Raw genomic sequence first — 19338 nt, 5'->3', positions numbered from 1 at the left:
CGCGGTCTCGGAATCCGACACCTGGGTCTGCTGGTCGTAAAGTGCTCCTCGTCAGTACTTAAACAGAGACGTGGGGAAACCATGATCGTGCCGCTCGGACCGGGGGATCCGAACCAGCTCGGTCCTTTCACGCTGTCCGGCCGCATCGGCGAGGGCGGCCAGGGCGTCGTCTACCTGGGCGTCAACGAGGCCGGGGAACAGGTCGCGATCAAGCTCCTGCACATCAGGTTCACCGGTGACGCCATCGCCCGCTCCCGGTTCGCCCGCGAGTTGAGGGCCGCCCAGCGGGTGGCCAGTTTCTGCACCGCCCGGGTGATGGCCGCCGACCTGGAGGGCGACACGCCCTACATCGCCAGCGAGTTCATCGACGGGCCCTCGCTGCGGGACACCGTGGAGAGCTCAGGGCCGCTGCGCGGGGTGATGCTGGAGCGGCTGGCGGTGGGCACGGCCACCGCGCTGACCGCCATCCACCAGGCGGGCATCGTGCACCGCGACTTCAAGCCGGACAACGTGCTGCTGGCGGCGGACGGCCCCCGGGTGGTGGACTTCGGGATCGCCCGGATCATCGACTCCACCGGCACGATCACCAGCCGCGCGGTGGGCACCCCCGCCTACATGGCGCCCGAGCAGATCTCCGGGGACGCCATCGGCCCCGCCACGGACGTGTTCGCCTGGGGCGCGACCATCGCGTACGCGGCGACCGGGAAGGCCGCCTTCGGCGGGGACTCCATCGCGGCCGTGCTGAACCGGGTGCTCAACCACGACATCGACGTGAGCGAGCTGCCCGAGCCGCTGCGCGGCGTGGTCCAGGCCAGCCTGGCCAAGGCGTCCGCCGCCCGGCCCACCGCCGACCAGTTGCTGCTGCGGCTGCTGGGGCGGACCGACGTGGGGGGCGCCTCCACGGTGGTGCTCACCGAGGGCGCCCACATCGCCAACCCCGAAACAGGGCCCATTCCTCGGATAAATCACGCTTCGGGTCCGCCGCCCCCGTTAGAGGCCCGGATCGGCCCAGGCGTGCCCGTGCCTCCGACCCTGCTCCCGGCCAGGCCGAAACGTCGCTGGATACCGGCGGCTGTTGCGGTGGGGGCCGCAGTGGCCGTCATCGCCGGAGTGGCCTACGCCACCCAGGCCCTGGACAACTCCGGCGTCGGTCCCTCCCCGTCGGTCACGGTCAGCGCCCTCGTGCCCACCACCGCCCCGCCGTCCCCGACGGCGTACGCCTCGGTCTTCGACAAGGCCGCCGCCACCGGGAAACTGGTGGTCGGAGTCCGCGACGACCTGCCCAACCTGAGCCTGAGCAGTCAGGGCTTCGAGGTCGAGGTGGCCAAGTACATCGCCAGGAAGCTCGGGGTGCCCGCCGAAGGGGTCACCTTCCGGACGGTCAGCCGGTTCACCCGGGCGGAAGCCCTGAAGACCGGTCAGGTGGACCTGGTGGTGGCCACCTACTCCTACGACGACTACAAGAACGACGAGGTCACCTTCGCGGGGCCGTACTACGTGGCCAGGACGGACGTGCTGGTCCGGGAGGACGCCGGGATCGACGGGGTGGGCGCGCTGACCGGCAAGCGCCTGTGCGACCGGGACAACAGCACCAGCGCCGAGCAGGTGCTGGCCCGGGTGAACATGACGCTGGTCCACGCCGGCAACTACGGCGACTGCATGAACCTCCTCAAGGGGGGCGGTGTGGACGCGGTCCCGGGGGACGACCTCATCCTGGCCGGCTTCGCCAACCGCGAGGAGACTCTCAAGTTCCGGGTGATGGGTCTGGCCATCGGCGGCATGCGGTACGCGGTGGGCCTGCCCAAGGGCGACACCCGCACCTGCGAGCCGGTCCGCAAGGCCATCCTCGACCTGTACGAGAGCGGCACCGCCAAGCGGCTCATGGCCCGGTTCTTCGGCAAGGTGGCCTTCACCCCGGGCCGGGACACGCCGGAGCGGCTGGCCTGCTGAGCCCGGCGTGTCGGGAACGATCTAGCTGCCGGGACGGCGTTGAATTGGTTCCCGAGAGTTCGGGGGAGCTTGCATGGGTCGCTGGGTCGTTGCCGTTGTCGTCTGCCTGTTCACCGGCGTACTGGCCAGACCCGCATTGGCTGAACGGGGCGACGGGCGGACCGCGCCGTGGGGCGGCGCCGACCTGAATGTCCGGATTGAGGCCACGCCGCAGGTCGCCCAGCCGGGCCAGCCGCTGGTCTACCGGGTCATGGTGCACAACTCCGGCCCGGGCGACGCGGTGCTTCCGGTGCTGACCGTCACGCTGCCGCGCGAGGTGGAGATCATGAGCGTGGACGTGAGCGAGTGCCGCCCCGGCCGCGGCTACAACGAGGTGGTCTGCCGCTCGCCGCGGGACGTGCTGGCCGGGGGTTCCGGCGGGGTCACCATCACCGCCCTGGTCCGGCCGAGCGCGCGCGGCCCGCTCCGGGCGCAGGCCTCGCTCACCTCCGAGGTGCTCGACGGCCACGACGAGGACAACCAGGCGGAGGCGGTCACCAACGTGGACGAGGGCGCGGACCTGGCGGTCCGGTTCCGCCCGGCGCGCGGGGTGCCCCGTCCGGGTGAACGTTTCACGATGGAGGCCGTGGTGGCCAACCGGGGGCCCCGGGTGGTCCGGGACGCCTTCGTCTACCTGCAGGCAGGCCGGGCCCAGTTCCTGGCCGGGACCGGGGCCCGCTGCCACGCGTTCAACGGTTTCGTCGGTTGCGCGCTGCAGCCGATCAGGTCAGGTGGGCAGACCCGGTTCCAGCTGGCCTTCCGGGCCCCGGCCCGCGTGCTGCGGACACGGCCGGTCCAGGCGCGGGCGACCGTCTACTCGCGGGGCCTGGGGGACCGGCGTCCGGCCAACAACCAGGCCCGGCTGCGTATGGCGATCAACCGGGGCACTTGACGGACTGTTCCGCCGCGGCGCCGCCGGTGGCGAAGACCACCCCGGCGGCGGCCAGCACACTCCCCAGCACGATGAGCGTCACCAGCCCCACCTTGACGAGCAGGTCGCGAAGGGGGAAACCCATAGTGAGATCTCATCATATTTCACGCAATGAATCCGGCCAATTACGGAAGTAGCGCTTGCCAGGCGTCCGCCACGATGTCGTGCAAGGTGGCGTGCTCCGGCTTCCAGCCCAGTTCCTGCCGGATCAACTCGGCGGAGGCGACCAGCACCGCCGGGTCCCCCGGGCGCCGGGGGGCGGCCACGGTGGGAATCTCCCGGCCGGTGACCTCCCGGCAGACGTCCACCACCTCCTTGTTGGAGAAACCGGTGCCGTTGCCCAGGTTGAAGATCCGGTGCACCCCCGGCTCGCAGGCCCGCAACGCCAGCAGATGGGCCCTGGCCAGGTCGGCCACGTGTACGTAGTCGCGCACGCAGGTGCCGTCCGGAGTGGGGTAGTCGTCGCCGAAGATGCTGATCGACTCGCGCTCGCCGAGGGCCACCCGGAGCACGTTGGGGATCAGATGGGTCTCCGGGGCGTGCCGCTCCCGGTAGCCCCGGTACGCGCCGGCCACGTTGAAGTAGCGCAGGCTGACGGCGGCCAGGCCGTACAGGGCGGCGAAGGTGGTGAGCGCGGTGTCCACGGCCAGCTTGGTGGCCCCGTACGGGTTGCTCGGGCGGGTGGGGTCGGTCTCCAGGATGGGGACGCGTTCGGGTTCCCCGTACACCGCGGCGGTGGAGGAGAACACGATGCGGCCGACGCCGGCGCCGCGCATGGCGTCCAGCAGGGCCAGCGTGCCGCCGAGATTGCCGGACCAGTAGTATCCGGGACGCTCCACCGACTCGCCGACCACCGACTTGGCCGCGAAGTGCAGCACGGCGTCGTAGCCGGTCAGGTCGCCGGGATCGGTGATCGAGCCGTGTACGAAGGTCGCGCCGGGCGGCACCGCGTCGGCGTGGCCGGTCGAAAGGTCGTCCAGCACGGTCACCCTGTGCCCGGCCTCGACGAGCTGGGCCGCGACGACGCTGCCGATGTACCCGGCCCCTCCGGTCACCAGTAGCTTCATGTTTGGTCCTGTTCGTTTGTGTTTGAATCTGTACGACCCAGCCTAGCTGAGTAGGCTGGCAACCAATCGATCTGTCGGCGCCGGAAGCATCCCGTGAACACAGTTCTCGTCAACATCGCCATCGTGCTGCTCTTCATCCTGGTGGGCGGGTTCTTCGCGGCGGCGGAGATGGCCATGGTCTCGCTACGGGAGAGCCAGGTGCGCCGGCTCGCCACGCTGGGCCGGCGCGGCGCCCGGGTGGCCAAGCTGGCCCACGACCCCAACCGGTTCCTGTCGGCGGTGCAGATCGGGGTCACCGTGGCCACCGTGCTCTCGGCCGCCTTCGGTGCCGACCGGCTTACCGGCGAGCTGGACCCGGTGCTGGAACAGTGGGGGCTGGCCGGCCAGGCCACCCCCGTGATCTCGCTGGCGCTGGTCACCCTGGCCATCTCCTACATCTCCCTGGTGCTCGGGGAGCTCGCCCCCAAACGCCTGGCCAGGCAGCGGGCCGAGTCGCTCTCGCTGGTGGTCGCCCCCTTCCTGGACCTGGTGGCCACGCTCTCCCGGCCGGTCATCTGGGTGCTCTCCAAATCCACCGATGGGGTGGTCCGGCTGCTCGGCGGCAACCCCGAGACCGACAGGGAGCAGGTCTCCACCGAGGAACTGCGCGACATGGTGGCCGGGCACACCGACCTCACCGACGACGAGCGGCGCATCGTCGGCGAGGTCTTCGCGGCGGGGAAACGGCAGGTCCGCGAGGTCATGCTGCCCAGGACCGAGGTGGAGTTCATGGCCGCGGACACCACGCTGGCCGAGGCGGCGGTGCTGGCGGCCAGCATGCCGTACTCACGGTTCCCGGTGTTCCGCGGGTCATACGATGACGTGGTGGGGTTCGTGCACGTCAGGGACCTGCTCGATCCGGTGCTCACCGGGCGGGTGGACCCGATCAGCGAAGTGGTCCCGATCCGGCCGGTCAAGCTGGTGCCCGGCAGCAAGCGGGTGCTGATCACCCTCTCCGAGATGCGCGACGAGGGCCACCACCTGGCCATCGTGGTCGACGAGTACGGCGGCACCGCCGGCATCGTGACCCTGGAGGACCTGGTCGAGGAGCTGATCGGCGACATCCGCGACGAGTACGACGTGGACGACCACTCGGTCCGCAGGATCGCCGGGGAGATCGAGGTGGAGGGCCTGGTCCGGCTGGTGGACTTCGCCGAGGAGACCGGCATCCGCCTGCCCGAGGGGCCGTACGAGACGCTCGGCGGCTACATGATGGCGGTGCTCGGCCACCTGCCCGCGGTGGGCGAGTCGGTGGACGGCCCCGGGGCCACACTGACCGTGACCGAGCTGGACGGCCGCCGGGTCGCCCTGGTCCGGGTCACTCCTCGACCCCTCGCTGACGATTCCAAGTCGCTACCGCCCGGCGACTCCTGACAGAATCAGGTGTCATGGCCCGTCCTCGCGTACTGTCCGGTATCCAGCCCACTGCCGATTCCTTCCACCTCGGCAACTATCTGGGCGCGGTGCGCCAGTGGATCGCGCTGCAGGACTCGCACGACGCCTTCTACATGGTGGTCGACCTGCACGCGCTCACCGTGCACCCCAGCGCGCCCGAGCTGCGCCGCCGCAGCCGGGTGGCCGCCGCGCAGCTGTTCGCCTGCGGCCTGGACCCGGAGCGTTCGTCGGTCTTCGTGCAGAGCCACGTGCGGGAGCACTCCGAGCTGGCCTGGATCCTGATCTGCCAGACCGGCATGGGCGAGGCCGGGCGGATGACCCAGTTCAAGGACAAGTCCGCCAAGGCGGGGGAGAACGCGGCCGGCGTCGGCCTGTTCACCTACCCGATCCTCCAGGCCGCCGACATCCTGCTCTACCAGGCCGACCAGGTCCCGGTCGGGGCCGACCAGAAGCAGCACCTGGAGCTCACCCGCGACCTGGCGCAGCGCTTCAACACCCGGTACGGGCCGACCTTCACGGTGCCCAGCGCGTTCATCCTCAAGGAGGTCGAGAAGATCACCGACCTCCAGGACCCGACCGCCAAGATGTCCAAGTCCTCCTCCAGCCCGCAGGGCATCCTGGACGTGCTGGAGCAGCCGGGCCCGCTCCGTAAGAAGGTGATGCGCGCGGTCACCGACACGGGCAGCGAGGTGGTGGCCGACGAGGAGAACAAGCCGGGCATCACCAACCTGCTCCGCATCCAGTCCGCGATCACCGGTACCCCGATCCCCGAGCTGGAGGCCAGGTACGCGGGCCAGGGTTACGGCACCTTCAAGAAGGAGGTGGCCGAGGCGATCGTCGAGCTCTTCGAGCCGATCAGGGAGCGCACCGAGAAGCTCCTCGGCGACGAGGCCGAGCTGGACCGCATGCTCGCGATCGGCGCCGCCAAGGCCCGCGCGGTGGCGGCCGAGACGATGGAGAAGGTCAGGGCGAACGTGGGATTCCTGCCCACCGCGGGGTAAAGAGCGCAGTGTGATCGCGCGCTTCCAGGAACGGTTCGAAGCACTCAAGGCGCGCGGTCGCGACCTCACCGAGCGCGCCCGCATCCGGTACCACTGGATCGACCACCTGATCCGCACCGTGCAGCGGTACCAGGTGCAGGACGGTGACCACCTGGCGGGCGCGGTCACCTACTTCGCCTTCCTGTCCTTCTTCCCGCTGATCGCCCTGGTCTTCGCGCTGTTCGGGTACGCGGTGAGCTTCGGCTGGCTGACCCCCGGCGCCAAGGCCACCATCTCCACCGCGATCAACCAGCAGCTGCCCGGCCTGGCGGACCAGCTCCAGCTCGACCGCCTGGCCGAGGCCCGGGCCGGCGCCGGCGCCATCGGCCTGCTCGGCCTGCTCTACGCCGGTCTGGGGGCGATGGACGCGCTGCGCACCGCGTTCCGCCGGATCTGGATGACCGCCGAGCCACAGCCCAACTTCTTCGTCGCCAAGCTGCGGGACCTGGTGGCGCTGCTGCTGGGCGGGATCACCATGCTCGCCTCGGTGCTGGTCTCCGGCTTCGCCACCGGGGCCACCGCCACGGTCACCGGCTGGCTGGGCCTGGCCGGCTCCGCACCGGCCGGGTTCGGCGTGGCCGTGGTGGGCCTGCTGGTCAGCCTCGGCGCGGACGTGTTGCTCTTCCTGATCCTGCTGGGCTGGGTGGCCAACCTGGACCAGCCGCCGCGGGTGCTGCTGCGCGGGGCGCTGCTGGGCGCCGTGCTGTTCGGGGTGCTCAAGCAGCTGGCCGCGCTGGTGCTCGCCGGCACCCTGCACAATCCGATCTATGGCGCGTTCGCGGTGGTGGTCGGGCTGCTGGTGTGGATCAACCTGTCCGCCCGGGTGATCCTCTACGCCGCGTCCTGGACGGCGACCGCCGGCCTCGGGCCGCCGCCGGAACCCAGCCCCATGCCCTCGACGGGCGCCTACTGACGGCGGCTCCGGCGGCGCAGGCCGATCCCGAGCCAGATCAGGCCGCCGGCCAGCCCGGCGCCCAGCACCAGCGTGGCCACCAGGGGCATGCCGCTGCCGCTCTCGGTGGATTTGGCCGCCGCGGCGGCGCCGGAGGCCGGGATGCGGGCCGGCTTCGGCTTGGGCTGCGGGGTCGGCGCGGGCGGCGGCACCGGGTCGACCAGGGTGCCGACCGGGGTGACCTTGCCCCGGTTCGCGAAGCCCCAGTCCAGCAGCCCGGCCACCTCCTCCCAGAAGTAGCCCTCGTGGCGCATGATGGCGACGATGACGGTGTGCCCGTCCCGCCGGGCCGCGCCGACGAAGCTGCCCAGCGCCTTGGAGGTCCAGCCGTTCTTGACCCCGACCATGCCGTCGTACTTCCAGAGCAGCTTGTTGTGGTTGCCGATCTCGTAGTAGCCCTCGGGTGCGGGGAAGTGCGCGGTCTTGGTGGAGATGTAGGAGCGGAAGGCGGGGATCTTCAGGCCCGCCCGGGCGATCAGCGCCAGGTCGTAGGCGGAGCTGCTCTGGCCGGGCTCGTCCAGGCCGCTGGGCGTCTTGGCCACGGTGTCCAGCGCCTGGATCCGCCGGGCCTCGGCGTTCATGTCGGCCAGGGTGACCGTGAGGCCGCCGTTGGCCTCGGCCAGGGCGTGCGCGGCGTCGTTGCCGGAGACCATGAGCAGGGCGCGGAACAGGTCGTCCACCTTGTAGATCGGCTCGGGCACCAGCCCGACCGCGCTGCCCTCGATGTTGCACGCCTCCTGGCTGGGCCGGACCAGCTTCTTGCGGTCCAGCTTCGGGATGAGGGTCAGGGCGGTCAGCGCCTTGAGCGTGCTGGCCGGGAGGAAGCGCCCGTGCGGGTTCTTGGCGGCCAGCACCTGGCCGGTGTCGGCGTCGGCGATCACGAACGCGGCGGCCTTGCTCTCCGGCGCCTTGACCCCGTCCGGCAGCACTAAGCCGCGCCCGGCCAGCCGCTCACCGCCCACGGTCTCCGCTCTGGCAGGGGTCACCTGGCCGGTGACCAGCGCACATGTCAGTGCCGCGACCCCGAGGGCGCGCGTCCCTATTCGCATGTCGCGACACATCCCCCAAAGCACTCACTCGTACGCATCTCGACACGCCGACCATACCGGTGCAGTCCCGTCTGGGACGGGCATAGGTGTCTGAGCGTTGTGTCAACGTTTGCGGCTATTGGACGTTGTTAGGCGTTGAGTGACCATGCACTAAAGGTCATCGAGCGTGGTGAGGGATTCGGGATGACCGATTTTTGCCACGTGGAGTGACAGTGCCTGAGACGATGGACTCTGGAGGTAGTTGTGGCGATTGAGTTTAATCCGTCGCGCGGCGCTACGCTTGGTGTCGAATGGGAGCTTCAGTTGGTCGACACCCGTACCCGGCGCCTCCGGCAGGATGCCCGTGACGTGCTCGCCGACGTCCCCGACCTGAGCGAGGGGCCGCGGCCCAAGGCCATGCACGAGCTCATGCAGTCACAGATCGAGATCGTCACCGACGTCTGCCACACCGCGGCCGAGGCCGTACAGGACCTCGAGAAGAGCATCCGGCGGTTACGCAGCGTGGTGGAGCCCAGGGGAATCGCGCTTGCCTGCACGGGCACGCACGCGATCAGCGAGTGGCGGGACGCCGACTACGCGCCCATGCAGCGCTACGCCGAGCTGGTGGAAGAGTTGCAGTGGCTGGCCTGGCGCATCCAAACATTTGGCGTACATGTCCACGTGGGGGTCCGGGAAAGAGATAAAGTCATTCCCATAGTCAACGCACTTGCGGCCTACCTGCCGCATTTTTTGGCGCTGACGACCTCCAGCCCGTACTGGGGCGGCCAAGACACCGGGCTCGCCTCCAGCCGGGCCATCGTTTTTGGCGCACTGCCCACGGCGGGGCCGCCGCATCTGCTGGCGGGCTGGGCGGAGTTCGAGGAGTACATGGACACCTTGGTGCGTGCCGGCACCATCAAGAGCATCAAAGAGGTGTGGTGGGACGTTCGGCCACACCCCGACTTCGGCACGATCGAGATCAGGATGTTCGACGGCATCCCCACCCTGCGGGAGGTCGGGATGGTGACCGCGCTGTCGCAGTGCCTCGTGCAGCAGTTCGACCAGCAGCTGGACCGCGGCTACACGCTACCGCAGCCGGCCGCCTGGGTGGTCAGGGACAACAAGTGGCGGGCCACCCGGTACGGCCTGGACGCCATCGTGATCACCGATGACCGCGGGTCGACCGCGCCGATGCGCGACATGCTCTACGAGCTGGGCCGCGAACTCGAGCCCGTCGCCGACCGGCTCGGCTGCGCCGACGAGCTGGCCGTGCTGACCGACGTGCTGGAGCAGGGCAGCTCCTGCGAGCGCCAGCGAGCCGTCCGCGCCGACGGCGGCACCCTGGAGGACGTCGTGGACGCCACCATCACCGAGTTCGCCGAGAACCGGTTCGTGACGTCCGGCCGCCACTCCTCCCGTGAACCGTCTGACCACATAGGAACGTGAAAGGGAACGCCCGTGACGACCTCACTAGCGGAGGGGACCGAACTCGCTGATCAGCTGGCCCGGTTCCTCGTCAAGCACGACGAGGAACTGATCGAGTTCCGGCGCGACCTGCACGCCCACCCGGAGACCGCGTTCAACGAGCACCGGACCACCGACGCCATCGCGCAGCGGCTCAAGGAGGCCGGTCTGGAGCCGCGGCGGCTCTCCCGGGGCACCGGGCTCTGGGCCGACCTCGGGCGGGGCGACGGGCCGCTGATCGCGCTGCGCGCCGACATCGACGCGCTGCCGATGGAGGACGAGAAGGACGTTCCCTACCGCTCGCGGTACCCGCACGCCTGCCACGCCTGCGGGCACGACGCGCACGCCGCGATCGTGCTGGGCGCCGGGCTGTTCCTGCAGAACCAGGCCGAGGCCGGGCTGCTGCCCGGCCGGGTCCGGCTGATCTTCCAGCCGGCCGAGGAGATCGCCGGGGGCGCGCTGGAGGTCATCAAGGACGGCGGGCTCTCCGGGGTCGAGCGGATCTTCGCCGTGCACTGCGACCCCCGCATCGAGGTCGGCAAGGTGGGCCTGCGCACCGGCGCCATCACCGGCTCCTGCGACAACGTGCAGCTCAAGGTCTCCGGACCGGGCGGCCACACCGCCCGGCCGCACCTCACGGTGGACCTGGTGTACGCGCTGAGCAAGATCGTCACCGAGCTGCCCGCCATCCTCTCCCGCCGGGTGGACCCGCGCTCCAGCCTCAGCCTGGTCTGGGGCCAGATCTCGGCGGGCTCGGCCTTCAACACCATCCCCGACGTCGGGTACGCCCAGGGCAGCGTGCGTGCCCTGAACGAGGACGCCTGGCACACCGCCCCCGACCTGATCAGGTCCCTGGTGGACGCGGTGGCCGCGCCGTACGGGCTTGAGGTGGAGCTGGACTACCGCCGGGGCACTCCGGCCACGGTCAACGAGGCCAAGAGCATCCAGATGCTGAGCGACGCGGTCGGCAAGTACGTCGGCGAGAGCGCCGCCGTGCCCACCCCGCAGAGCCTGGGCGGCGAGGACTTCTCCTGGTACGTCGAGTCGGTGCCGGGCGCGCTGGCCCGGCTGGGCGTGACCCCGCCCGGGGTGGGCGCGATCCGCGACATCCACCACCCGGCCTTCGACATCGACGAACGCGCGATCGGGGTGGGGGTGCGCGTCGTGGCCGCCACCGCGCTCACCGCCCTCACCGCGATGTGACCGCGGGGACCCGGGGGTAGTCCGAAACTTTGACTCCACGCGGGCTCGCCATGGTCTCCGGCTGGCGACGCTGGACAGGAGAGCCCGCGAAGGAGTGGTGAGGTGCGCCCGATCGGAGCGACTGCGTCGACCACACTGCTGGCCGCGCTGGTCGCGGCCGGGTGCGCGATCGAGGACGACCCCGTGGAGATCCCCACCCACGGACCCCCCACCAGGGTCGGGCTGGCCTATGACATCGGCGGCCGCGGCGACAGGTCCTTCAACGACTCGGCCGCCTTCGGCCTGGACCGGGCCGAGGCCGAGCTCGGCGTGGAGACCACGGAGATGCCCGCGGGGAACGGGGAGACCGACGGCCACCGGGCCGAGCGGCTCCGGGCGCTGGCCAAGGAGGGCCACAACCCGGTGATCGCGGTGGGCTTCGTCTACTCCGGCGCGGTCAGCAGGGTCGCCGCGGAGTTCCCCGATGTCAAGTTCGCCATCGTGGACGACCCCGGGGCGCGCGGCCCCAACATCAGCAACCTGCTCTTCGCCGAGAACGAGGGCTCCTTCCTGGTCGGCGCGGCGGGCGCGCTGAAGTCCAGGACCAACAAGCTGGGTTTCGTCGGCGGCGTGAACGTGCCGCAGCTGCACAAGTTCGAGGCCGGCTACCGGGCCGGGATCCAGCATGTCAAACCGGCCGAGGTGCGGAGCAGGTACCTGAGCGACCCGCCGGACCTGTCCGGCTTCACCGACCCGGCCAAGGGCAGGGCCGCCGCCCAGGGCATGTACGACTCCGGCGTCGACGTGGTCTTCCAGGCCACCGGCGGCTCCGGGAGCGGCGTGTTCGAGGCGGCCAGGGACACGGGCGACTGGGCCATCGGGGTGGACTCCGACCAGGCCAAGACCGCCGACCCGGAGGTCCGCGGGTCGATCCTCACCTCGATGCTGAAAAAGGTGGACGTGGCGGTCTTCGACTTCATCCACGGCGTGGTGAAGGGCGACTTCCGCTCCGGCCCGGTCGTCTACGACCTGAAGGCCGGGGGCGTCGACTACGCCACCACCGGCGGACATCTGACCGACATCGTCCCCCAGCTCAACCAGCTGAAGCGGCAGATCATCGACGGCCGGATCAAGGTCCCCACGCACTGACCATCGGGTCACAAGGTGGCGTGAGCTGCATAACGGACCTGTTGCGGACTTGTTCGCGGCTTGGGTTCTTGCAGGTCAAAGAACTATCTTCCGTGCAGGGTTGCCGTGCGTTCCTTTCGCGCGTGCGACGGAAGTTGGACGTCACGGAAGGGGAGTTCCACTTGCTCCGCAATAGATTTGGCAGGTTCGTCGCCGGGTCCGCGGCGGGCGCCATGCTGCTGGCCGCCGCTGCCTGTGGTGGTGACGACACCGGCGCCGCGCCCAGCGGCGCGCCGTCCTCCGCCGCCTCCTCCGCTCCGGCCGCCACCGCGGCCAAGGTCGGCCTGGCGTACGACATCGGCGGCCGGGGTGACCAGTCCTTCAACGACTCCGCCGCGGCCGGCCTGGACAAGGCCAAGGCCGAGCTGGGCGTCGAGGTCAACGAGGTGGAGGCCGCCAACGGCGAGACCGACGCGCAGAAGGAGGAGCGCCTGCGACTGCTGGCCTCCGGTGGCTTCAACCCGGTCATCGCGGTCGGCTTCGCCTACTCCGGCGCGATCAGCAAGGTCGCCGCGGAGTTCCCCGAGGTCAAGTTCGCCATCGTGGACGACGCCGACGCCAAGGGCGCGAACATCTCCAACCTGCTCTTCGCCGAGGAGCAGGGCTCGTTCCTGGTGGGCGTGGCCGCCGCGCTCAAGTCCACCAAGAACAACGTGGGCTTCGTGGGCGGCGTGGAAGTGCCGCTGATCAAGAAGTTCTACGCGGGCTACGAGGCCGGCGCCAAGGCCGTCAAGCCGGACATCACCATCCAGAAGAAGTACCTGACCCAGCCGCCGGACTTCGGTGGCTTCGGTGACCCGGCCAAGGGCAAGACGGCCGCCGAGGGCATGTACGACGCGGGCGCCGACGTGGTCTACCAGGCCGCGGGCGGCTCCGGGGCCGGTGTGTTCGAGGCCGCCAAGGCCGCGGGCGCCATGGCCATCGGCGTCGACTCCGACCAGGCCAAGACCGCCGACCCGACCGTCGCCGACGTCATCATCACCTCGATGCTGAAGAAGGTCGACGTGGCGGTGTTCGACTTCATCAAGAACGCCACCTCCGGCTCGGCCACGGCCGGCCCCACCGTCTACGACCTGAAGGCGGGCGGCGTCGACTACTCCCTCACCGGGGGCAAGATCGACGACATCAAGGCCCAGATCGACGAGTACAAGAACAAGATCATCAGCGGTGAGATCACGGTTCCGACCGGCGCCTGACGATGACGCGCAAGGGCCCGGTGGCGTCAGCCCCGGGCCCTTGGTTTACTGTCCCCATCACTGTATGTAATTAGGACATGGCCTGATTTGGGTCCACGGCCATGTCCTAATCGGGGCCATTCCAGCAGGGAGGCCGAGATCAGCACCCAGACCGCGGTCGCGCTGGAGGGAATCACCAAACGATTCCCCGGCGTAGTCGCCAACCGCGACATCCATCTGAGCGTGACCAAAGGTCACATCCACGCCATCGTCGGTGAGAACGGCGCAGGCAAATCCACCCTCATGAAGATCCTGTACGGCATGCAGCGGCCGGACGAGGGTGAGATCCGCGTCGACGGCTCCCCCGTCTCCTTCCACACCCCCGCGGACGCCATCGCCGCCGGCATCGGCATGGTCCACCAGCACTTCATGCTCGCCGACAACCTGACCGTCCTGGAGAACGTGGTCCTCGGCAGCGAGCCACGCAAAGCGCTGGTCGCGCTCGACCTCGGCGCCGCCCGCAAGAAGATCAAGCAGATCTCCGACGCGTACGGCCTGGGCGTCGACCCGGACGTGCTGGTGGAGGACATCGGCGTCGGCCAGCGGCAGCGGGTCGAGATCCTCAAGGTCCTCTACCGGGGCGCCCGCATCCTGATCCTGGACGAGCCCACCGCCGTGCTCGTGCCGCACGAGGTGGACGAGCTCTTCGACAACCTGCACGGCCTGGTCCGCGAGGGCATCACCATCATCTTCATCTCGCACCACCTGGACGAGGTGCTCAAGGTCGCCGACGCGATCACGGTCATCCGCCGGGGCACCACGGTGGCCAGCGTGGACCCGGCCACGGTGACCGCACGGCAACTGGCCGAGCTGATGGTCGGCTCCGAACTGCCCAGCCCGGAGACCAGGGAGTCCACGGTCACCGACGAGGTGGCGCTGGAGGTCAAGGGCCTGTGCATGCCCGCCGAGACCGGCGGGCGGCCGCTGCTGGACGACATCTCCCTCACCATCCACCGGGGCGAGGTCCTCGGCGTCGCCGGGGTCGAGGGCAACGGCCAGGCCGAACTGGTCGAAGCGATCATGGGCATCCGTGCCTCGACCGGCACCGTCATCCTGGGCGGCAAGGACATCACCGACTGGACCACGCTCCGCCGCCGCGAGGCCGGCGTCGGCTACATCCCCGAGGACCGCCAGCGGCACGGCCTGCTGCTGGAGGCCCCCCTCTGGGAGAACCGGATCCTCGGCCACCAGACCCAGGCCCCCAACACCAAGGGCATCTGGATCGACCGCAAGGGTGCCCGCGCCGACACCCGGCGCATCGTCGAGCAGTACGACGTGCGCACCCCCGGCATCGACGTGGACGCGGCGGCGCTGTCCGGCGGCAACCAGCAGAAGCTGATCGTCGGCAGGGAGATGAGCGGCGATCCGGTGCTGCTCATCGCGGCCCACCCGACCCGGGGCGTGGACGTGGGCGCGCAGGCCGCGATCTGGGACCACCTGCGCGAGGCCCGGGCGGCCGGCCTGGCGGTGCTGCTCATCTCGGCCGACCTGGACGAGCTGATCGGCCTGTCGGACACCCTGAAGGTCCTGCTGCGCGGCCGGATCGTCGCGGACGTCGACCCGGCGAACGTGACCCCGCAGCAACTCGGCTCGGCCATGACCGGCGCGGGAGAGGCAGCATGACGGTCCCCGACACCTTCACCAACCGCCTGCTGGGGCGGGTCAAGCTGACCGGGCTGCTGTCGCTGGCCGCCCCGGTCCTGGCCATCCTGATGGCCGGCCTGATCACCGCGGTGGTACTGGTCGTGACCGGCAACCCGCCGATCGAAACCCTGACCTTGATGATCGACTACGGCAGCACGCCGCGCTCGCTCACGCTGATCGTCAATGCCGCCACCACCTACTACCTGTCGGCGATGGCGGTGGCGCTCGGCTTCCGGATGAACCTGTTCAACATCGGCGTGGACGGCCAGTACCGGCTGGCCGCGCTGATCGCCGCCGCCGTGGGCGGCGCGGTGTCGCTGCCGGGACCGCTGCACATCCTGCTGATCATCGTGGTCGCGGTGGCCGTGGGCGCGGCCTGGGCGGGCATCGCGGGCCTGCTCAAGGCGCGGCGCGGGGTCAGCGAGGTCATCTCCACGATCATGCTGAACACCATCGCCACGGGCCTCGGGGCCTGGCTGCTCACCCAGTGGGCGGTCCCGGTGGCGGGCAGCAACAACATCGGCACCAAGCCCATCCCCGAGTCGGCGCACGTGCCCGGCATCTCGCTCATTCCCGGCGCGCCCAACAAGGTCTTCGGCCTGCTGCTGCTGGCCGTCCTGGTCGGCATCGGCTTCCACCTGCTCCTCAACCGCACCAGGTTCGGCTTCGACCTGCGGGCCACCGGCCGGTCCGAGAGCGCCGCCGTGGCCAGCGGAGTGAACGTGAAGAAGATGATCGTCTGGGCGATGGTCATCTCCGGCGGCGTCGCCGGTCTGGTCGGCATGCCGCAGTTGCTCGGCTCGTCCTACTCCTACAGCCTCGACTTCCCGGCCGGTCTTGGCTTCACCGGGATCGCCATCGCGCTGCTCGGCCGGAACAACCCGGTCGGCGTGGCGTTCGGCGCGCTGCTGTGGGGGTTCCTGGACACCTCCAGCAACATCCTCAACCTCCACAAGGTCTCGCCGGAGATCATCACGATCATGCAAGGGGTCATCGTGCTGTGCGTTGTCGTGGCGTACGAGCTGGTGCACCGGTACCGGATCTCGGCCGAGCAGCGTCGTGTCAGCAGGGAGCTGTCGGCCCCGGCCCAGGCTCAGGTGGAAGGAGCAGGGGTGTGACCACCATCACCGCACCCGCGCCCGAGGTCGTCCCGCCCAAGCGCAAGTTCAAGCTGACCTGGCCGATCCTGCTGCTCGGCGTGGCCGGGCTGCTGGTGCTGCTCTCGGTGGCCAGGCTGGTCACCGGGGCCAACGACATCACCTCCAGCGGCACCGTGACCGCCTCGCTCGGCCTGGCCGTGCCGATCGGCCTGGCCGGTCTGGGCGGCCTCTGGTCCGAGCGGGCCGGTGTGGTCAACATCGGCCTGGAAGGCATGATGATCCTGGGCACCTGGTTCGGGGCCTGGGGCGCCATCGTGACCGGGAACCCGTGGGTCGGGGTGCTCGCGGGCACGGCGGGCGGCGCGCTGGGCGCGCTGCTGCACGCGGTCGCCACCGTCACCTTCGGCGTCGACCACGTGGTCTCCGGCGTCGCCATCATCCTGCTCGGCACCGGCGTCACCAAGTACCTGTCCACGCTGGTCTTCGCCGACATGAAGGGCGGCGGCGACACCCAGTCCCCGCGCGTGCCGCAGATGGACACCGTCGGCCTGTGGGGGCCGGGCGGCCAGAACAAGTACGTGCTGTTCGAAGGCGTCGACCCGCTCCGCACGCTGGAGAGCCAGCACTGGTTCTTCGTCTCCGACCTGGCCGGGCTGCTGCGCGGCCTGACCACCAACGTCTCGCTCTTCACGATCCTGGCCATCCTGCTGGTGCCCTTCACCTTCTGGGTGCTCTGGCGGACCGCCTTCGGGCTGCGCCTGCGCTCCTGCGGCGAGCGCCCGGTCGCGGCGGAGTCGCTGGGCGTCAACGTGTACTACTACAAGTACGCGGCGGTGATCGTCTCCGGCGCGCTGGCCGGTCTGGGCGGGGCGTTCCTGTCCATCGTGGCCGCCGGAACCTACCGGGAAGGGCAGACCGGCGGCCGGGGCTTCATCGGCCTGGCCACGGTCATCTTCGGCAACTGGCGGCCCGGCGGGCTCGCCGCGGGGGCCGGCCTGTTCGGCTACACCGACGCGTTGCAGCTGCGCCAGGGCGGCGTGTCCGTGCACGCGCTGCTGCTGGTGGTCGCCCTGCTGCTGGCGGCCGTGGCCGTCTACCAGCTGGTCCGGCTGTCCCGCAACCGGGCGGCGCTGTTCACCGGGGTGGCCGCGGTGGCCGTGCTCGTGGTGTTCATGCTCACCGACACGGTGCCCGAGCAGTTCACCTCGTTCACGCCGCACCTGGCCACGCTGCTGGTACTGTCCCTGGCCTCGCAGCGGCTCCGGATGCCCGCTGCGGACGGATTGCCGTACCGGAGGGGACAGGCCAAATGACGATCGACTGGGATGGGCTGCGGGCGCACGCGGCCGAGGCGATGACGCGCGCGTACGCGCCGTACTCGATGTTTCCGGTCGGGGCCGCCGCCCTGGTGGACGACGGGCGGATCGTGGTCGGCTGCAACGTGGAGAACGCCTCCTACGGGGTGGGCCTGTGCGCCGAGTGCGGGCTGGTGTCGGCGCTGCACGCCTCGGGCGGCGGCAGGCTGGTCGCCTTCACCTGTGTGGACGGCCACAGCGAGCTGCTGATGCCGTGCGGGCGCTGCCGCCAGCTGCTGTACGAGCACGGCGGGCCCGAACTGCTGGTGGAGACGCCGGAGGGGCCCTGGCGCATGGCGGACATCCTGCCGTTCGCGTTCGGGCCCGAGGACCTGTCCAGGTAAGTGGGGGAGAGCATGGGATTCGACGCCGTCGACGTCATCTGCCGTAAGCGGGACCGGGGCGAGCTGTCCACCGCCCAGATCGACTGGGTGATCGACGCCTACACCAGGGGCGACGTGGCCGACGAGCAGATGTCGGCGCTGGCCATGGCCATCCTGCTGAACGGAATGGACCGGCGGGAGATCGCGGACTGGACCCAGGCCATGATCCGCACCGGCGAGCGGATGGACTGGTCCGGGCTTGACCGGCCCACCGCCGACAAGCACTCCACCGGCGGGGTCGGCGACAAGATCACGCTGCCGCTGGCCCCGCTGGTCGCCGCCTGCGGCGCGTACGTGCCGCAGCTGTCCGGGCGCGGGCTCGGGCACACCGGCGGCACGCTGGACAAGCTGGAGTCCATCCCGGGCTGGCGGGCCAGCCTCTCCAACGAGGAGATGCTCGGCGTGCTCCGCGCCGCGGGCGCGGTGGTCTGCGCGGCCGGCGCCGGGCTGGCCCCCGCCGACAAGAAGCTGTACGCGCTGCGCGACGTCACCGGCACGGTCGAGTCGATCCCGCTGATCGCCTCCTCGATCATGTCCAAGAAGATCGCCGAGGGCACCGGCTCGCTGGTCCTGGACGTCAAGGTGGGCTCCGGGGCGTTCATGAAGAACGTGGCGGACGCCCGCGAGCTGGCCAGGACCATGGTGGCCCTCGGCACCGACGCGGGCGTCCGCACGGTCGCCCTGCTCACCGCCATGGACCGCCCGCTCGGCCGCAAGATCGGCAACGCGCTGGAGGTCGAGGAGTCGGTCGAGGTGCTGGCCGGTGGCGGGCCGTCCGACGTGGTCGAGCTCACCGTGCGGCTGGCCCGCGAGATGCTGGCGGCCGCCGGGGTGTCCGGCAAGGACCCCGAGGAGGCGTTGAAGGACGGCTCCGCCATGGACGCCTGGCGTCGCATGATCACCGCCCAGGGCGGCGACCCGGACGCCCTGCTGCCCCGGGCCGCCGAGTCCATGACGCTCACCGCGCCCGCCTCTGGCGTGCTCTCCCGCCTCGACGCGTACGCGGTGGGCGTGGCGGCCTGGCGGCTGGGCGCCGGCCGGGCCCGCAAGGAGGACCCGGTCTCCTTCGGCGCCGGAGTAACCCTCCACGCCAAGCCCGGCGACCTGATCCGCGAAGGCCAGGCCCTCCTCACCCTGCACACCGACGAAACAGCCAGATTCACCCGAGCCCTGGAGGCCCTGGAAAACGGCTACGCGGTCACCCCCGCCGGAGACCCGAACCTGCTGCCCCTGGTGATCGACCGCATCGAGGCCTAGACATCGCTCAGCGGGTTGGTTGTTCCCCCCACCCGCCCGATTGCGGTGGTCGTCCCACCCACCCGCCCGTTTTGACCTTCGGTCGGACC

General features: G+C 70.3%; 17 protein-coding genes. 14 read left to right on the top strand and 3 right to left on the bottom strand.

Annotated features, from left to right (window positions below; translation table 11 throughout):
• Positions 1 to 81 precede the first annotated feature (81 nt).
• Both KIP79_RS35835 and KIP79_RS35830 read left to right on the top strand, forming a co-directional pair.
• Positions 82 to 1950, top strand: coding sequence for a serine/threonine-protein kinase (locus KIP79_RS35835; protein ID WP_214109425.1), 1869 nt, complete (start codon positions 82 to 84; stop codon positions 1948 to 1950).
• A 73-nt stretch (positions 1951 to 2023) separates the two neighbouring features.
• Positions 2024 to 2881 (top strand): COG1361 family protein, encoded by an 858-nt coding sequence (locus KIP79_RS35830; RefSeq protein WP_214109424.1) that lies wholly within the window; start codon positions 2024 to 2026, stop codon positions 2879 to 2881.
• Here KIP79_RS35830 and KIP79_RS35825 read toward each other — a convergent pair.
• Together KIP79_RS35825 and galE are read right to left on the bottom strand one after the other, a co-directional pair.
• On the bottom strand, positions 2865 to 3005 hold the full coding sequence (locus KIP79_RS35825) for a hypothetical protein (protein ID WP_214109423.1): 141 nt from the start codon (positions 3003 to 3005) through the stop codon (positions 2865 to 2867). The genes KIP79_RS35830 and KIP79_RS35825 overlap by 17 nt on opposite strands.
• Before the next feature lie 40 nt (positions 3006 to 3045).
• On the bottom strand, positions 3046 to 3987 hold the full coding sequence (gene galE, locus KIP79_RS35820) for a UDP-glucose 4-epimerase GalE (RefSeq protein ID WP_214109422.1): 942 nt from the start codon (positions 3985 to 3987) through the stop codon (positions 3046 to 3048).
• Positions 3988 to 4080: 93 nt separating this feature from the next.
• Here galE and KIP79_RS35815 point away from each other — a divergent pair, with 93 nt between their 5' ends.
• From KIP79_RS35815 to KIP79_RS35805, 3 genes are read left to right on the top strand one after another with little or no spacing between them, the layout of a single operon-like run.
• Positions 4081 to 5400 (top strand): hemolysin family protein, encoded by a 1320-nt coding sequence (locus tag KIP79_RS35815; RefSeq protein WP_214109421.1) that lies wholly within the window; start codon positions 4081 to 4083, stop codon positions 5398 to 5400.
• 14 nt (positions 5401 to 5414) lie between these two features.
• The gene (gene trpS / locus KIP79_RS35810; protein ID WP_214109420.1) at positions 5415 to 6422 is read left to right on the top strand and encodes a tryptophan--tRNA ligase; all 1008 of its coding nucleotides are present in this window, start codon (positions 5415 to 5417) and stop codon (positions 6420 to 6422) included.
• A gap of 10 nt (positions 6423 to 6432) precedes the next feature.
• Complete coding sequence (locus tag KIP79_RS35805; protein WP_308170061.1) at positions 6433 to 7374, top strand: YihY/virulence factor BrkB family protein; 942 nt, start codon at positions 6433 to 6435, stop codon at positions 7372 to 7374.
• Here the strand turns inward: KIP79_RS35805 and KIP79_RS35800 are convergent.
• Positions 7368 to 8462 carry a D-alanyl-D-alanine carboxypeptidase family protein gene (locus tag KIP79_RS35800; protein WP_214109419.1) on the bottom strand — a complete coding sequence of 365 codons (1095 nt, stop codon included), beginning with the start codon at positions 8460 to 8462 and terminating at the stop codon, positions 7368 to 7370. The two genes, KIP79_RS35805 and KIP79_RS35800, sit on opposite strands and share 7 nt — an antisense overlap.
• A gap of 243 nt (positions 8463 to 8705) precedes the next feature.
• Here KIP79_RS35800 and KIP79_RS35795 point away from each other — a divergent pair, with 243 nt between their 5' ends.
• From KIP79_RS35795 to KIP79_RS35755, 9 genes are all read left to right on the top strand, one after another.
• Positions 8706 to 9887, top strand: coding sequence for a glutamate--cysteine ligase (locus KIP79_RS35795; protein ID WP_214109418.1), 1182 nt, complete (start codon positions 8706 to 8708; stop codon positions 9885 to 9887).
• A 12-nt stretch (positions 9888 to 9899) separates the two neighbouring features.
• Complete coding sequence (locus KIP79_RS35790; RefSeq protein WP_214109417.1) at positions 9900 to 11108, top strand: amidohydrolase; 1209 nt, start codon at positions 9900 to 9902, stop codon at positions 11106 to 11108.
• Positions 11109 to 11210: 102 nt separating this feature from the next.
• Positions 11211 to 12236, top strand: coding sequence for a BMP family lipoprotein (locus tag KIP79_RS35785; protein WP_214109416.1), 1026 nt, complete (start codon positions 11211 to 11213; stop codon positions 12234 to 12236).
• A 122-nt stretch (positions 12237 to 12358) separates the two neighbouring features.
• Entirely contained in the window at positions 12359 to 13471 is a 1113-nt protein-coding gene (locus tag KIP79_RS35780; protein ID WP_308170060.1) for a BMP family lipoprotein, read from the top strand.
• 138 nt (positions 13472 to 13609) lie between these two features.
• Positions 13610 to 15133, top strand: coding sequence for an ABC transporter ATP-binding protein (locus KIP79_RS35775; protein ID WP_214109461.1), 1524 nt, complete (start codon positions 13610 to 13612; stop codon positions 15131 to 15133).
• A complete protein-coding gene (locus KIP79_RS35770) occupies positions 15130 to 16272 on the top strand; it encodes an ABC transporter permease (RefSeq protein WP_214109415.1) in 1143 nt (380 codons plus the stop codon). The genes KIP79_RS35775 and KIP79_RS35770 overlap by 4 nt, the downstream gene beginning before the upstream one ends.
• Positions 16269 to 17567 (top strand): ABC transporter permease, encoded by a 1299-nt coding sequence (locus KIP79_RS35765; protein WP_214109414.1) that lies wholly within the window; start codon positions 16269 to 16271, stop codon positions 17565 to 17567. Before KIP79_RS35770 ends, KIP79_RS35765 begins: the two co-directional genes overlap by 4 nt.
• Positions 17564 to 17953, top strand: a complete 390-nt coding sequence (locus KIP79_RS35760) for a cytidine deaminase (RefSeq protein ID WP_214109413.1) — start codon at positions 17564 to 17566, stop codon at positions 17951 to 17953. The genes KIP79_RS35765 and KIP79_RS35760 overlap by 4 nt, the downstream gene beginning before the upstream one ends.
• 12 nt (positions 17954 to 17965) lie before the next feature.
• A complete protein-coding gene (locus KIP79_RS35755; protein ID WP_214109412.1) occupies positions 17966 to 19249 on the top strand; it encodes a thymidine phosphorylase in 1284 nt (427 codons plus the stop codon).
• Positions 19250 to 19338: the final 89 nt, after the last annotated feature.

The organism is Acrocarpospora catenulata, from assembly GCF_018476525.1.
In the GTDB taxonomy this organism is placed as follows: domain Bacteria; phylum Actinomycetota; class Actinomycetes; order Streptosporangiales; family Streptosporangiaceae; genus Acrocarpospora; species Acrocarpospora catenulata.
The sequence above is the reverse complement of the archived record's forward strand: the minus strand, read 5'-3'. Positions and strand labels throughout refer to the sequence as shown.

What these genes read in the sequence shown, in the direction of transcription:
- KIP79_RS35835 (WP_214109425.1), top strand. Translation starts at nt 82, where the DNA reads ATGATCGTGCCGCTCGGACCGGGGGATCCGAACCAGCTCGGTCCTTTC.
- KIP79_RS35830 (WP_214109424.1), top strand. Translation starts at nt 2,024, where the DNA reads ATGGGTCGCTGGGTCGTTGCCGTTGTCGTCTGCCTGTTCACCGGCGTA.
- KIP79_RS35825 (WP_214109423.1), bottom strand. Translation starts at nt 3,005, where the DNA reads ATGGGTTTCCCCCTTCGCGACCTGCTCGTCAAGGTGGGGCTGGTGACG.
- galE (WP_214109422.1), bottom strand. Translation starts at nt 3,987, where the DNA reads ATGAAGCTACTGGTGACCGGAGGGGCCGGGTACATCGGCAGCGTCGTC.
- trpS (WP_214109420.1), top strand. Translation starts at nt 5,415, where the DNA reads ATGGCCCGTCCTCGCGTACTGTCCGGTATCCAGCCCACTGCCGATTCC.
- KIP79_RS35800 (WP_214109419.1), bottom strand. Translation starts at nt 8,462, where the DNA reads ATGCGAATAGGGACGCGCGCCCTCGGGGTCGCGGCACTGACATGTGCG.
- KIP79_RS35770 (WP_214109415.1), top strand. Translation starts at nt 15,130, where the DNA reads ATGACGGTCCCCGACACCTTCACCAACCGCCTGCTGGGGCGGGTCAAG.
- KIP79_RS35760 (WP_214109413.1), top strand. Translation starts at nt 17,564, where the DNA reads ATGACGATCGACTGGGATGGGCTGCGGGCGCACGCGGCCGAGGCGATG.
- KIP79_RS35755 (WP_214109412.1), top strand. Translation starts at nt 17,966, where the DNA reads ATGGGATTCGACGCCGTCGACGTCATCTGCCGTAAGCGGGACCGGGGC.